General features: G+C 67.2%; 14 protein-coding genes. 4 read left to right on the top strand and 10 right to left on the bottom strand.

Annotated features, from left to right (window positions below; genetic code table 11):
* Window positions 1–80: 80 nt before the first annotated feature.
* From mnhG to EYE40_RS00735, 7 genes are read right to left on the bottom strand one after another with little or no spacing between them, the layout of a single operon-like run.
* On the bottom strand, window positions 81–494 hold the full coding sequence (gene mnhG, locus EYE40_RS00765; protein ID WP_130980155.1) for a monovalent cation/H(+) antiporter subunit G: 414 nt from the start codon (window positions 492–494) through the stop codon (window positions 81–83).
* Entirely contained in the window at window positions 491–781 is a 291-nt protein-coding gene (locus EYE40_RS00760; protein WP_130980154.1) for an MrpF/PhaF family protein, read from the bottom strand. The genes mnhG and EYE40_RS00760 overlap by 4 nt, the downstream gene beginning before the upstream one ends.
* Window positions 778–1,350 carry a Na+/H+ antiporter subunit E gene (locus EYE40_RS00755; RefSeq protein WP_130980153.1) on the bottom strand — a complete coding sequence of 191 codons (573 nt, stop codon included), beginning with the start codon at window positions 1,348–1,350 and terminating at the stop codon, window positions 778–780. The genes EYE40_RS00760 and EYE40_RS00755 overlap by 4 nt, the downstream gene beginning before the upstream one ends.
* Window positions 1,343–2,905, bottom strand: coding sequence for a Na+/H+ antiporter subunit D (locus EYE40_RS00750; protein WP_130980152.1), 1,563 nt, complete (start codon window positions 2,903–2,905; stop codon window positions 1,343–1,345). Before EYE40_RS00750 ends, EYE40_RS00755 begins: the two co-directional genes overlap by 8 nt.
* A complete protein-coding gene (locus EYE40_RS00745) occupies window positions 2,902–3,423 on the bottom strand; it encodes a Na(+)/H(+) antiporter subunit C (RefSeq protein WP_130980151.1) in 522 nt (173 codons plus the stop codon). Before EYE40_RS00745 ends, EYE40_RS00750 begins: the two co-directional genes overlap by 4 nt.
* On the bottom strand, window positions 3,420–6,287 hold the full coding sequence (locus tag EYE40_RS00740; RefSeq protein WP_130980150.1) for a Na+/H+ antiporter subunit A: 2,868 nt from the start codon (window positions 6,285–6,287) through the stop codon (window positions 3,420–3,422). The genes EYE40_RS00745 and EYE40_RS00740 overlap by 4 nt, the downstream gene beginning before the upstream one ends.
* Before the next feature lie 53 nt (window positions 6,288–6,340).
* Window positions 6,341–7,519 carry a RimK family alpha-L-glutamate ligase gene (locus EYE40_RS00735; protein ID WP_130980149.1) on the bottom strand — a complete coding sequence of 393 codons (1,179 nt, stop codon included), beginning with the start codon at window positions 7,517–7,519 and terminating at the stop codon, window positions 6,341–6,343.
* A gap of 23 nt (window positions 7,520–7,542) precedes the next feature.
* Here EYE40_RS00735 and EYE40_RS00730 point away from each other — a divergent pair, with 23 nt between their 5' ends.
* Complete coding sequence (locus EYE40_RS00730; protein WP_130980148.1) at window positions 7,543–8,007, top strand: ATP-dependent zinc protease family protein; 465 nt, start codon at window positions 7,543–7,545, stop codon at window positions 8,005–8,007.
* Window positions 8,008–8,073: 66 nt separating this feature from the next.
* On the opposite strand, the gene EYE40_RS00725 is transcribed toward EYE40_RS00730, so the two are convergent.
* The 3 genes from EYE40_RS00725 to EYE40_RS00715 all read right to left on the bottom strand — a co-directional run bounded on the left by EYE40_RS00725 (window position 8,074) and on the right by EYE40_RS00715 (window position 10,822).
* Complete coding sequence (locus EYE40_RS00725; RefSeq protein ID WP_240034653.1) at window positions 8,074–8,355, bottom strand: GIY-YIG nuclease family protein; 282 nt, start codon at window positions 8,353–8,355, stop codon at window positions 8,074–8,076.
* Between the two features lie 149 nt (window positions 8,356–8,504).
* Window positions 8,505–9,320: a trehalose-phosphatase gene (gene otsB / locus EYE40_RS00720; protein ID WP_130980146.1), complete on the bottom strand. Its 816-nt coding sequence runs from the start codon at window positions 9,318–9,320 to the stop codon at window positions 8,505–8,507.
* On the bottom strand, window positions 9,320–10,822 hold the full coding sequence (locus EYE40_RS00715) for an alpha,alpha-trehalose-phosphate synthase (UDP-forming) (RefSeq protein ID WP_130980145.1): 1,503 nt from the start codon (window positions 10,820–10,822) through the stop codon (window positions 9,320–9,322). Before EYE40_RS00715 ends, otsB begins: the two co-directional genes overlap by 1 nt.
* Before the next feature lie 92 nt (window positions 10,823–10,914).
* Here EYE40_RS00715 and EYE40_RS00710 point away from each other — a divergent pair, with 92 nt between their 5' ends.
* From EYE40_RS00710 to EYE40_RS15465, 3 genes are all read left to right on the top strand, one after another.
* Window positions 10,915–11,883, top strand: a complete 969-nt coding sequence (locus tag EYE40_RS00710) for a magnesium transporter CorA family protein (protein ID WP_130980144.1) — start codon at window positions 10,915–10,917, stop codon at window positions 11,881–11,883.
* 178 nt (window positions 11,884–12,061) lie between these two features.
* A complete protein-coding gene (locus EYE40_RS00705) occupies window positions 12,062–13,075 on the top strand; it encodes a hypothetical protein (protein WP_130980143.1) in 1,014 nt (337 codons plus the stop codon).
* Window positions 13,076–13,330: 255 nt separating this feature from the next.
* Window positions 13,331–14,410, top strand: coding sequence for a hypothetical protein (locus EYE40_RS15465; protein ID WP_154071833.1), 1,080 nt, complete (start codon window positions 13,331–13,333; stop codon window positions 14,408–14,410).
* The last annotated feature ends 105 nt before the right edge of the window (window positions 14,411–14,515 follow it).

The following is a 14,515-nucleotide window of genomic DNA, read 5'->3' as shown; positions in this document are numbered from 1 at the left end:
GATGACGCGCGGTGGAGCCATGACAATCGCGCCAGCGATTGCGCGACCCCAGCGCCGACTGAGCCTGCGAAGGAGGGTAGCTACTTCCCCGTCTTCTTCCGCACGCTCTTCTTCACGGCGAGACCGCCCTCGGCCTTCTCGTCCTCGGAGGCGCGATCCACGGCCTCCTCGAGTTCATCGACGAGCAGGGTGCCGGGCTTGAAGTTGCTGGTGCGGTAGCCGGCGCGTCCCACCATGTGTGCGGAGATCGGCGCCGTGAACATCTGGAACAGCAGCACCGGGATCAGCGCGAGCAGCGTCGTCCAGCTGCGGGAGTCGAGAGCTACGGCCGTCACCACGAACAGGAGTCCGAGGATCTGCGGCTTCGTGGCGGCATGCAGGCGGCTCAGGGCATCCGGGAAGCGGAGCAGGCCGATACCGGCGGCGAGAGTGAGGAAGGCGCCGAGCAGGAGGCAGACGGCTGCGGCGAGGTCGAGGGCGTCATCCAGAGTCATTTGGGCTGGTCCTCCGGCTTGTCCTGCTTGCTCACGTAGCGGGCTACGGCGATCGTGCCGAAGACCGCCGTCGCGGCGATGACCACAAGGATCGGGATAGTGCGCGTGTGGTGGTTGTAGACCATCTCAGCGCCCAGCACGAGGATCGTTGTGGTGACCAGCACATCGGAGGCGATGACCCGGTCGAGAATGGACGGGCCGGTCACCATGCGGTAGAGCGCGAGCAACGCTCCCGCGGCAAACAGCACGGTCGTGAGCACGGTGATCACCGTGAGGGCTATCGTCATGGCTTCACCCGATCCATGTCGTCGCGCGACCCGAACGCCTGCACGAGGCGCGCCTCGGTCAGCAGGGCGTTATCCCGCGCCTTCTCGACCTCGGCGGCCGAGGTGACGCCGAGGGTGTGCAGGTACAGGATGCCGCGCGCGCGATCCGCCTCGACCACGATCGAGCCCGGTATGAGGCTGAGCGCAATCGCCGTGATCGTCATGATGAAGTCGGAGCGCGTCGCGAGCTGCACCCCGATGACCGCGTTCGATGTCACGCCGCGCGGCGCGAAGGCCTGGGCCGCGACCTGGAACGACGCCACCACCAGCTCGCCGAAGAAACGACCGAGAAAGACCAGGAACCAGAACGGGTGAAACCGCCCCGAGAGCTCGACGGCCGGCAGGTAGAACACCCGCGTCACACCGAAGGCGAGCACGATGCCGGTCACGATGGTGAGCGGGGTGAGTGAGCCCCACAGCAGCATCCAGAGCACTACGAGCACCACGAGCAGCGGTGTCTGCTGCAGCAGGGTGATGCGGTGCGCCTTTGTGTCGATGGCCTTCGTCTCGGTCGCCTTCTGGTCAGTCATTGCTGCCCTCCCCGAAGATCAGGTCGACGTAGAAGCCGGGGCCCTCGAGGTTCTCCCCTGCGCGGGCGGCAATGCCGTAGAGCGGTCCGGCGAAGATCGTGAGGGCGAGGCTCACCGCGACCATGCCGCCGGTCGCCGCGATCATCAGCTTCGGAGTGGTGCGGGTCTCGACGACGGCCTTCTCGTTCGGCGCCTCCGACACGTTGGCGAGCAGGTCGGACTCGTAGTCGGCAACGTCGGCGGCCGGCCGCCAGAACGCCATGTTCCAGACCCGGATCAGCGCGTACAGGGTCAGCAGCGAGACGAGCGCACCCGCCGCGATGAGCGTGTACGACAGCACCGTGCCCTGCTCGGCGGCCGCCTCGAAGAGCGCGAGCTTGCCGACGAAGCCCGAGAACGGCGGGATCCCACCCAGATTCAGGGCCGGAATGAAGAAGAGGATGCCGATCGCGGGCGCGGCTGCGAGCAGTCCGCCGAGCTTGCTGATCGAGGTCGTTCCGCCCTGGCGTTCGATGAGTCCGGTGGCGAGGAACAGGGTCGTCTGCACGACGATGTGATGCACGATGTAGTAGATCGCCGCAGCGGTACCGGCGGCCGTGCCGAGCGCCACCCCGAGGATCATGTAGCCGATGTGGCTCACGAGGGTGAAGGACAGCATCCTCTTGATATCGGCCTGGGCGACCGCGCCCAGCACACCGACCACCATCGTCAGCAGGGCAAGCACCATCAGGTAGGGGTTCAGCTCCGAGCCCGGGAAGATCACCGTCTCGGTACGGATGATCGAGTAGACGCCCACCTTGGTGAGCAGGCCCGCGAAGACGGCGGTCACGGGAGCCGGCGCGGTCGGGTAGGAGTCGGGCAGCCAGAACGACAGCGGGAACACCGCCGCCTTGATGCCGAAGCCGACAAGCAGCATCACGTGCAGCAGGATCTGCACGTCGACCGGGATCTCGGCCATGCGCTGCGAGATCTGCGCGATGTTGACCGTGCCGACGGCCCCGTAGATCATCGCGATCGATGCGAGGAAGAACATCGACGAGACGAGGCTCACGACGATGTAGGTCACACCCGCGCGGATGCGCGCCTCGGTACCGCCGAGCGTGATGAGCACGTAGCTCGAGACGAGCAGGATCTCGAAGCCCACGTAGAGGTTGAACAGGTCGCCGGCGATGAACGCGTTGAAGACGCCGGTCGCGAGGATCAGGTAGGTCGGGTAGTAGATCGACACCGGTGTCTCGTCGTGGCCGTCGGCCAGGCCCTGCCCGAAGGAGAACAGCAGCACGGCGAGCAGCACGATCACCGAGACGACGACCATCAGCGCACTCAGTCGGTCGACGACGAGCACGATGCCCCACGGTGCCTCCCAGCCACCGACCTCGACGACGAGGGGCGAACCGCCGTCGACGACGATGAGCAGCACGATGCCGACGATGAGCACACCGACCAGGGCCACCAGGGTGACGAGTCGCTGCAGGCGGGGACGCTTCGCGAGGATCAGCGCGGCCGCGGCCCCGATGAGCGGCAACAGCACCACGAGGGGAACGAGGGCGGTCATTTCTTCGCCCCCTTCGTCTTCTCGCGTGGCGGTTCGAGGTGGTGCTCGAGCTCGGCGGCCTCGCTGATCGCTGCCTGCGCACGGGTTCCGAATTCGGTGTCGCCCTCGGTGCCGTCATCCCGCTCCTCGAACAGCAGGCTCTCGCTGCCGACCCGCATCGCCACGTCGTCCTCGTCGTCGTCGAGGTCGTCCTCCTTGGCGAGTCGCCACGAGCGGTAGATGAGGGCGAGCAGGAACGCGGAGACCGCGAAGGTGATGACGATGGCGGTGAGGATGAGCGCCTGCGGCAGCGGGTCGGTCATCTCCTCGGCGCCGTATTTGCTATCAGCACCGACCCCGTCCTCGACGATCGGGGCGACTCCAGCCGCGCCCGCCATGATCAAGATCAGCAGGTTGGTGGCGTTGCCGACGAGCAGGAAGCCGAGCAGCACACGCGTCATGCTGCGTTCGAGCATGAGGTAGATGCCGCACGCGTAGAGCACGGCCATCACGACGAGGAGCACCAGGGAGACACTCATGACTTCACCGCCTCCGCTTCCTCTTCCTGCTGGCGGTCGACCTCAGCGCCCAGGCTGCGCAGCACGTCGAGCGTCAGGCCGATGACCACGAGGTAGACGCCGACATCGAAGATGGTGGATGTCACGAACTCGACGTGACCGAACAACCAGATCTCGGCCTCGAAGAACGTCGAGGTGAGCGCTTCTACCCCGAAGAACAGCGGAACGAGCGCCGTGCCGACAGCGAGTGCGAGCCCCGTGCCCAGCAGCTTGCCCGCGTCGATGGGCGCAGCGGCGCCCAGCTCGAAGCGTCCACCGGCGAGGTAGCGCGCCACGAGTGCAAGCCCCGCGACGAGCCCGCCCGCGAAGCCGCCGCCGGGGGCGTTGTGCCCCGCGAACAGCAGGTACACGGAGACCACGATCATCGAGTGGAACAGGAGCCGCGCGACCACCTCGAGCAGGATGGAGCGGTTGCGGGGGGCGAGGGTGCGTCCGGCGAAGAGCCACGAGGAACGGCCGTCGGGGCCGGACTCGGCCGACGCGCGCAGCCGTACGGCGATGTCTTCGCGAGCCTTGCGCCGCGGCATCCGGGGCAGGTTGTTCGCACGGCCGCTGATGAAGATGAGGCTCGCGACACCGGTTGCCGCGGCGATGATCACGGACAGCTCGCCCATGGTGTCCCACGCGCGCATGTCGACGATCGCGACGTTGACCACGTTCCGTCCGTGGCCGCCCTCGTAGGCGAGTTCCGGCCACTCGAGCGAGATCGGCAGGCCGGTGCGGGCACCCAGGGCGACGACAGCGATGACGGCGATGAGGATTCCGACCGCGGAGCCGAGCAGCGCGCGGCGCACCCGGTGAACGCTGCCGTGCTTCTCGCCGAGACGGGCGGGGAGGCGACGCAGCACGAGCACAAAGGCCACGAGTGTGACGACCTCGACGAGGATCTGGGTCAGGGCGAGGTCGGGTGCACCCTGCAGGGCGAACAGCACCGCCATGCCCGAGCCGGTCACGCCGACCAGCACAACGGCCTGGTAGCGCTTGCCCGCGCGGGTGGCGGCGAACGCGGCGATGATCATGACGAGTCCGATGGCGGCCTGCGCGGGGTAGTCCCACGGGCGGATCTCGGTCGGCCAGCTGCGATTGAGGGCGAGGGCGACGCCGGTGACAGCGACGAAGACGAGGAAGATCACGCCGAGGTAGAACGGCAACGAGCCGCGCTGGGTCAGGCTCGTGGTGCGCGCTGCGAGCCGGTCGATGAAGCGCATCGATGCCCAGTAAGAGTTCGCGGCAGACACACCGCCACTGAACCGGGACTGGAACGCCTCCACGCGCGAGCGCTGCCAGAACAGCGCGCCACCCGCCAGGATCGTGAACGCCGAGATCGCGAGTGCCGGCTCGAGGCCGTGCCAGAGAGCAAGATGGTAGGGATGCGCCACGGGCTCGAACTGCTCCGCGTAGCCCGCGAGCCAGCCGTCCACGAGAGGGGCAAGCAGGCCGAGCACCAGGCCGCTCGCACCGAGGATCGCCGGAGCCACGAGGAAGCCCGGGCTCTCTGTGACGGGTCGCACCTGCTCGACGTCCTTCTTGCGGCAGAACGCACCCCAGAAGAATCGGCAGCTGTAGGCGACGGTCAGCACGGAGCCGATGACGATGCCGCCGAGCGCGACCCACGCGAGCGGCGATTCGGTGGTCGCCTCGAGCAGGGCCGTGAGCACTCCCTCCTTGGCGACGAAGCCGAGCAGCGGCGGCAGGCCCGCCATCGAGGCGAGGGCGAGTGCGGTGATCACGGCGAGGATAGGCGCCTCGCGGCCGAGGCCGGAGAGGCGGCGCAGGTCGCGGGTGCCGGCGCGGTGGTCGACGATGCCGACCACGAGGAACAGCGTGGACTTGAAGAGCGCATGCGCGAGCAGCAGGGCGAGACCGACGAGAGCGGCGTCGCGTGTGCCCCAGCCGACGACGATGGTGAGGAAGCCGAGCTGGCTGACGGTGCCATAGGCGAGCATCAGCTTGAGATCGCTCTGGCGCAGCGCCGTCCAGCCGCCGATGAGCATGGTGATCACACCGAGCACAACGAGGGTCTCGCGCCAGCCGGGTGAGTCCGCGAAGCCGGGCGCCATCCTCGCGATCAGATAGATGCCGGCCTTCACCATGGCGGCCGCGTGCAGGTACGCGCTCACCGGGGTGGGAGCTGCCATCGCGGCGGGGAGCCAGAAGTGGAAGGGGAAGATCGCCGACTTGGAGAGGGCGCCGACGAGGATCAGGAGTACCCCGGCCACGACGAGTCCGCCCTCGGGCGGAGCGTCGAGCAGGGCCGAGATCGAGGATGTGCCGGCGGTGACCGCGAGGATCACGAGACCGACGAGCATCACGAGTCCGCCCAGCGTGGTCACGAGCAGGGCCTGCAGGGCTGCGCCGCGACTCGTCTTGCGCGCGGTGTAGTGGCCGATCAGCAGGTAGGAGAGCACGCTCGTGGCCTCCCAGAACACGAACAGCAGGTAGACGTCATCCGCCAGCACGAGTCCGTACATGGCTCCGGCGAAGGCGAGCAGGATGCCGGAGAAGCGGCCGAGGCCCTCCTCATCGCGACGGAAGTAGCGCGAGCAGTAGACGAACACAAGGGCGCCAACACCGGTGACGACGAGGGTCAGCACCCACGACAGCACGTCCATGCGGAAGGCGAGAGCGAGATCCAGCTCGGGAACCCACGGCAGCGATTCGGTGACGTCCCCGCCTGCGAGCACCGCGGGCGCGACCATCAGTGCATGCACGAATGCCCCTGCGGGCACGAGGGCACCCACAAGGAAGACGCCACGGCCTGCGAATCTCGTGACAAGGGGAAGCGCCACCGCAACGACGCCGAACAGAAGAAGGAGGGTGATCACTGATTACCTCCTTGCCCCAGTCTACCAAAAGCGGTCAGACCAACGACTGACGGTTAGCCCGCGTCTTTCGGCAGCTTCCGAACGCGAGCGCGGCTGCGTCGGTTGGGGATCATCGAGCGCATCTCCTCGAGCTTTCCGAAGCAGAGCAAGCGGTCGCCCGCCTCCAGCACCTCGCCGCGACGCGGGTTCGGGATGACGTTCGCGCCGCGATGCAGCGTCAGCACGGTGATGTCCTTCTCGCCCAGTCCCGACTCGCCAAGCTTCATCCCGACCAGGTCCGCGCCCGAGTTCACGACGATCTCGGCGACCCCGTAGCCGGTGGACACGGCGAGACGCTGCCGCACGTCGATGTCGGGGAACGCGACCTCATTGGCGATGTAGTCGATGATCGCCCCGGCCACGTCGAGCTTCGTCGCCGCCTCGATACCCTCGAGCCCGGGCGAGGAGTTGACCTCCATCACGAGCGGGCCGTCCGCGCCCTCGAGCATGTCGACACCGGCCACGCGCAGGCCCATGATCTGGGCCGAGCGAACGGCGACCCGCTCGTACTCCGGGGGCAGGTCGATCGCCTCGACCGTTCCGCCGCGGTGCACGTTAGAGCGGAACTCGTCACCGATCGCCGAGCGGCGCATGGCAGCGACGACGCGGTCGCCGACGACGAGGGCCCGGATGTCCCGGCCGCGGCTCTCCGCGATGAAACGCTGGATCAGCACGTTCTGGTTGGTGGAGTGCAGTGTCTCGATGATCGCCTCGGCCACCTTCGCCTGCGGGGCGAGGATCACGCCGATGCCCTGAGTGCCCTCGAGCAGCTTGATGACGACGGGCGCGCCGCCCACCCGGTCGATCGCCGGCCGCACGTCGGCGCGGTTGCGCACAAACGCCGTCGCCGGCATCGCGATGTTGTGGCGGGACAGGATCTGCGTCGCCCGCAGCTTGTCGCGTGCGTTGCTGATGCCGTTGGCGGTGTTGGGCGTGTAGACGTCCATCTGCTCGAACTGGCGCACAACGGCGGTGCCGAAGTAGGTGATCGAGTTGCCGATGCGCGGCAGGATCGCGTCGTACGACGACAGCGGACGACCACGGAAGTGCAGGTCGGGCAGGTCGCCGGTGAGGTCGATCGCGAACCGCAGCGTATTCAGTACCTTGACGTCATGCCCGCGCTGCACTGCCGCCGCCCGGAGACGAGTTGTGGAGTACGAGTGCGGGGCACGCGACAGAATAGCGATTTTCATGGGGCCCCTGCGATGATGGTGGAATGGCGAAGCCCTCCCATTCAAACACCATTGCGGGGTGGCGAGAGTGGATCGCTCTTCCCGAGGCCGGTGTGCCGTGGATCAAGGCCAAAATCGATACCGGCGCCAAGACGTCATCCCTTCACGCATTCGACGTCGAGGATGCCGGCAAGTCGGTCGCGTTCTGGGTTCACCCCTGGCAGGAGTCGGTCCAGGACGCCGCCCGGATCGAACTGCCCGTGCACGACCGCCGGGTAGTGCGCAGTTCGTCGGGCCACGAGGAGGAGCGCATCGTTGTGCTGATGCCGGTGACGTTGGTCGGTCGCACCATCGACGCGGAGCTCACCCTCACCAACCGCGACTCGATGGGGTTCCGGATGCTGATCGGCCGAGAAGCGCTGCGCCAGGGGTTCGTCGTCGACCCGTCGGAATCCTTCCTCGGCGGCAGGGCTCCCCGCGAGATCCGCCTCGCTAACCGAGGTCGCTGAGCGCTCTCGCGGGCCGCCCGCGGCCAACCGAGCTGATTGAGTAGGCCGCCCGCGGCCGTATCGAAATCACGCCTTGGGGAACACCTTGCGACTGAGGCCGATCAACGCGTCGTACTCCCCGGCGATGAGCGCCTCGCGCTTGCGCCTCGACCAGCCCTGCACCTGCTTCTCGCGGGCGTATGCGTCGGAGACACGGTCGTACTCTTCGGCGTAGACGAGCTCGATCGGCAATCGAGTGCTTGTGTACTTGCAGCCATTGCCTGTGGAGTGCTGCCAGAGCCGGTGGTCCAGGGAGTTACGGGTGCTCCCCACGTAATAGCTGCCGTCGGCGCAACGAAGGATGTACATGAACGCCATCGGAGAAGGGTGCCCGGTTGGGCGTGGGCGCGGCTCACGTCATCCACAGGGCGGGGTTTCGATACGGCGCTGGAGCGCCTACTCAACCTGCTAGCGCAGTTTCGATACGGCGCTGGAGCGCCTACTCAACCAGCCAAGCGTTACTGCTCGTGGACGTCGCCCTCGCGGAGGTCGGCGAGCAGGCTGAGGGCGCGCGCGATCTCGGTCGGCCCCTTGACCCGGTAGTTGGCGAGCGTCGAACCCTCGCCCGCCTTGAGGCCGAGGTCGTCTGCACCGAGGGCCGCGAAGCCGTCCTCGTCGGTCACGTCGTCGCCCGCGAAGAACACGGCGGAGGCACGGGTGTACTCGCGCAGGTGCTCGATCGCCTCGCCCTTGGTCGTCGAGCGCACGGAGAACTCGAGCACGTTCTTGCCGTTGCGCACCGTGAGGTCGTCGAGCTCGGCGGCCGCCTCGCTGCGCGCCACGAGGTGGGCGACGCGGGAGTTGTGCTCCGTCGCGAGGCGCGTGTGCAGCGCGAAACCCGCAGGCTTCGGCTCGAGCCAGACCTGGTCGATCGAGTCGGCAACCTCCGCGAGCACCTCGTGCAGGAGATCCACGCGCTTGAGCTCGGCGGTGTTCAGGGACAGGTGATCGGCGGGATCGTCGAGCCGGATCTCGATACCGTGCGAGCCGATCAACAACGCGTGGTCCGGCAACTGCGACACGTGTTCGAGGCTTGCGAGGGAGCGACCCGAGACGAGGGCGACGCGGGTGCGGGGCATCCCGAGCAGGCGCAGCACGGCGGCTCGCGCCTCGGGCAGAGCGCGTGCGCGGTCCGGTTCATCCACCTCGGGCGCGAGGGTGCCGTCGAAGTCGAGGGCGACGAGCAGGCGCGGGGTGCGCGCGAGTTCGCGCAGCGCACCGACGAGCGGCTCGGGCAGTCGCGAGAAGCGCGGAGGCGTGTCGACGTCGACCATCAGCGCGCCGCCCGGGGGCGTTCGATGGTCCACTCGAGTTCGCCGAGCGGGCTGTCGGCGTAGTCGTCTTGCGCGGCACGCGATTGGGCGAGGGTGGTGAGGAAGGTGGACGACCAGCGGGACACGTCGTACTCGAGCACACGTTTGCGCAGCGAGCGCATCCTCGTCGCACGCTCCTGCTTGGGCATCTGGATCGCCTGCAGGATGCTCTCCTTGAGGCCGTCGATGTCATGCGGGTTGATGCGCAGCGCGCGCTTCAGCTCGTCGGAGGCGCCGGCGAATTCGCTGATGATCAGCACACCGTCGTTGTCGAAGCGGGCGGCGCAGTATTCCTTGGCGACCAGGTTCATGCCGTCGCGCAGGGCGGTGACGAGCATGACGTCAGCGGCGAGGTAGAGCGCGACCATCTCGTCGCGCGGGTAGCCGTGGTGGTGGTAGCTGATCGCGGTGTGGCTCATGGTGGCGAAGTCGCCGTTGATGCGGCCGACCGTCAGCTCGATCTCGTCGCGCAGGTCCATGTAGGCCTTCACGCGCTCGCGGCTCGGGCTCGCGACCTGCACGAGGGTGACGTCTTCGACGCTAACGCGGCCCTCGGTGAGCAGTTCGCCGAAGGCCTTCAGACGGTGGCCGATGCCCTTTGTGTAGTCGAGTCGGTCGACGCCGAGCATGATCGTCTTCGGGTTGCCGAGGCCCTCGCGGATCTCCTGCGCGCGAGCCTGGATGTGCGGCTGGCGGGCCAGCTCCTCATAGCTCGAGGCATCGATCGAGATCGGGAACGCCTTCGCGATGACGCGACGAGTCGCCTGCCCCTCGGTGACGACCTCGATAACGGGATTACGCGTCACGTTGGTGGTGAGTCTTCGCACTGCGCGGGAGAAGTTGGACGCATCCGCCACCCGCTGGAAACCGATCACATCGGCACCGAGCAGCCCCTCGATGATCTGCGCGCGCCACGGAAGCTGCGAGTAGATGCCGTAGGGCGGGAAGGGGATGTGGTTGAAGAACCCGATGGTCAGGTCGGGGCGCTGCTCGCGCAGCATCTTCGGCACGAGCTGCAGCTGGTAGTCCTGCACCCAGACGGTTGCGCCTTGCGCGCTGATCGCGGCGGTCGCATCGGCGAAGCGCTGGTTGACGGCGACGTACGACTCCCACCACTCGCGGTGGTAGCTGGGGGCCGCGATCACGTCGTGGTACAGCGGCCAGAGCGTGTCGTTGCTGAAGCCCTCGTAGTAGTTGGCGATCTCCTCGACGGTAAGCGGCACCGGCACGATGCGGATGCCCTCGTTGTCGAAGGGGTCGAGGGCGACGTCGGGCTGTCCGGCCCAGCCGACCCAGGCGCCGTCCTTCTCGCGCATGACCGGCTCGAGCGCGGTGACGAGGCCACCGGGCGAGCGGGTCCAGCCGGGGGTCCCATCGGGCGCGGTCACCCTGTCGACGGGAAGGCGATTGGAGACGACAACGAAGTCGTAGTCGTGGTCTTCGGAGGTTTTCGAGGCAGTCATGGAGTTGCGTTGTTTCGTCTCGGTCGTGCAGCACAGCCGGGTCGGTAAGCCGTGTCAACTTTATCAGTCGCCGCGCGGCTAGCATTTCCCCCATGGCGACTACTCGGCTGTACAAGAACGGCGTGCTCGCCCTCGACGACTTTCCGGTCGCCGACATCTCCGACCACATCGCGCAGAAGGGTTGCGCGGTCTGGGCGGACTTCATCTCCCCGACCGAAGAGGACCTTGCCGCGATCAGGGAGGAGCTCGGCCTGCACGAGCTCGCTGTCGAAGACGCCGTGCACGACCACCAGCGCCCGAAGCTCGACCACTACGACTCGCACCTGTTTCTCGCCGCCTACTCGGTAAAGCTCGATCCCGATACCGGCGAGCTGCACCGCACCGAGGTCAAGGCCTTCATCACCCCTACCGCCCTCGTCACCGTGCACGACGGCAGCTTCGACATCGCCGACGTGGTCCGCCGGTGGGACGATGACAGGGAGCTCGCGAAGAACGGCGTCTCCTACCTGCTGTGGGGCCTCCTCGATTCGATAGTGGATGGGCACTTCGATGCCGTGCAGCAGCTCGACGCCGAGATCGAGTCCCTCGAAGACGCCCTCTTCGACGAGCGCCCGCGCGATGGCGAGGTGCAGCGCCGGTCGTTCGAGCTGCGCAAGAGCCTCGTGCTGCTGCGACGCGTGGTGCTTCCGATGCGGGAGGTGGTGAACACCATCCTGCGCCGCGACCTCGAAGTCATGTCCCCCGCGATGCAGCCGTACTTCCAGGACATCTACGACCACGTGCTGCGGGCGACGGAGTGGACCGAGTCGCTGCGCGACCTCGTCACAACGATCCTCGAGACGAACATCTCCATCCAAGGCAACCGGATGAACCTCATCATGAAGAAGGTCACGAGCTGGGCGGCGATCATCGCCGTTCCGACCGCCATCACGGGGTTCTTCGGACAGAACCTGCAGTTCCTCGGATACGGCACGGGATGGGGTACCTGGCTGTCGCTCGGGCTCATCGCCGTGACATCCCTGTCCCTGTATCTGTCGTTCAAGAAGCGGGACTGGCTCTGAGCGCTGGCTGGACGAAAGCTGAGTGATTCGCCGAACCGTTCGGTACACCCCCCCTTCCGGGGGGTAGGTTCTTTCTTGGCCGTCGCTTACCTAGCTATCCGGCCATAAAAAAACCCGCTCGTACGACCCATCTCCGTGCGAATAACCGCGCCCGAACGCGCGCTGAGGAGATTCACCCGTGAAGATCACCCGGGCCACTTTGGCCAGCCTTTTTATCGCCACCCTTGCGGTGGGAGCGCTTGCCCTACCGGCAAGCGCGCACACCCCTTCGGCGAGCGCCGACTGTGAGAACGTCACCGTCCACCTCGTGTCATACCAGACCACCAACGAAGACCCGACGCCGAATGTCGTGAAGGTCAGCGTTGGTGGAACCGAGGTCGCCAACACCCGCTTCGGCGGCTCGTTCGACGCGAAGTACTCGCTCGGCGACAAGACCGTCGCTCACGAGTGGGTCGTGCAGATCGATGCGCTCGGCACCCAGTACGACCGCAACTTCTACGGCACCAGCACACCGTGCACGCCGCCGCCCGTGCAGCTCACGGCGAGCGCCGCGGTGAACGTCAAGGCCGCCACCTGCGATCTGGGCGAGCAGCTCGAACTCGGCGCGATCGAGAACGCCTCGTGGAGCGAGCCGGTTCTGACCGGCACCACCTACTCGGTGACCGCGACGGCCACCGAAAACGCGCTCTTCGAGGACGGCAAGAACACGCACCTCTTCGAGGGATCCCTCGCCGAGAAACTGCCCGAGAGCGAGTGCGTCACCACTCCCCCGCCGACGACACCGATCAAGCCGGCCGACACCGTGACGTCGAGCTTCGTCGATGACGTCGACTGCGACACGGACACCGTGACCCGCACCACCACAACGGTCACCACCGGCACCGTACTGAACACCGCGGGTGACGCCTGGGTGCCCACCGCACCGGTCAGCGCAGTCACGACAGCCGTGACCCCCGCGACCGCCGTGCAGTGCCCGAACGTGGTCACCACACCCGTCGACCCGCCCACGACGCCGACCGACCCGCCCGTCACACCGGTCGACACTCCCGTCGTTCCGACGGCTACCGGAGTCACCGGCGGACTCGTCACCACGGGTGTCGACCTGCAGGCCGGACTGATCGCCGCGGGCGCTCTTCTCGCAGCGGGAATCGCGCTGCTGATCGTGCGAGCACGCCGCCGCATTACCGTCTAACCGGCAAAACATGAGGGGGGTGGGTTCTACCCACCCCTCCTCCACAGATCAAGCAGTTGAGCGAGTTTTAGTTTCATATTGACGCGTCCCCCGAATAGGGGATATGTTCATCTCGCTTGCCGTCGCTCTACCTACAATCCCCGTTCCGGCACGCACCCGATCACGAGCCTCCCCCGGGCTCTGGTCACCGCGTAGTCCCCCGGCTGCGTGATTGCTCGCGCCCTGAAACGGCGCTATCCCCTGGAGCACACACAAGTGAAGACCCGTCCCCTGATAGCGGCTGCCCTAACGGCCGTTATCGCCTTCAGCATGACCCTGCTCGCCTCCCCCATCACAGCATCAGCACACACCCCCAGCGTCAGCTCCACCTGTTCGACCCTCTCGGTCAAACTCGAAAGCTACCAGTCGAGTCGCGATAAGCCGACCCCCAACTCCGTGCGCGTCACCATCGACAACACCGTCATTGCACAGGACTGGTTCGGCAAGTCCTACAACCGCCAGTTCACGTTCTCCAACCAGGCAACCGCCCACCGCTGGGAGGTCGTGGTCGACGCGGTCGATCACGGCTTCGACCGCACCTTCACCGGCACGAGCACCCCGTGTACTCCGCCACCGCCTCCTCCTGCGGTTCGGGATGCAGCGGCAGCCGTCACCACGACGCCCTCGGCCTGTGGCACGCCGAGCACCCTCGTGCTCGGAGCCATCGCCAACGCGACCTGGGGCACGCCGACCGCGACCACCGGGCTGGCCAACTACTCGGTGACCGCGACGGCCACCAGGAACCATCTGTTCGCCGACGGCAACCCGACCCTCGTGCTCACCGGAATGCTCGCCGGTCCGCTGGATCCGAAGAAGGCGCCGTGCGTCACGCCGCCGCCGACCCCACCGACTCCACCCACCCCGCCGACTCCACCCACTCCCCCGACTCCACCCACCCCGCCGGTGCCGCCCGTGCCTCCGGTACCGCCGACCCCTCCGGTGCGGCCGCTCGCGACCACGGTCTCCGTGCCGACGTCGACGGTGAGCTGCTCGACGTCCACGGTGCAGGTGCGCACCGTAACGACGACGACCGACTGGGAGCTCGATGTGCCCAGCAACACCTGGGTCAAGGCGAAGCCGATCACTATCGTCACCGTCGCATCCCACGCCGCGAGCGTGCGTGAGTGCCCGGTGCTCAGAACCCCCGTGGGCGGTGGTGGAGGCGGCGCAGCATCGGCTGCCACAGGCCTCGCGCACACGGGCTTCGACCCGACGCTGCCGCTGCTAGGTGCGGCACTGCTCGTCCTCCTCGGCCTTGGCGCCGGGGTATGGGCAAGGCGTCGAGTGCAGCCGTAACACCCAACGGCTGCATCCAGCAGCGGCCGGCCCCGTCCACGTGGTGATCTCCGTGGGCGGGGCCGGCCGTCGCTGTGCGGTGTGCGGTGCCCGACGCGCCGCTCG

This window comes from Glaciihabitans arcticus, from assembly GCF_004310685.1.
Lineage (GTDB): Bacteria > Actinomycetota > Actinomycetes > Actinomycetales > Microbacteriaceae > Conyzicola > Conyzicola arctica.
Note: the sequence above shows the minus strand (reverse complement) of the source record. Positions and strands in the feature narration are given on the sequence as shown.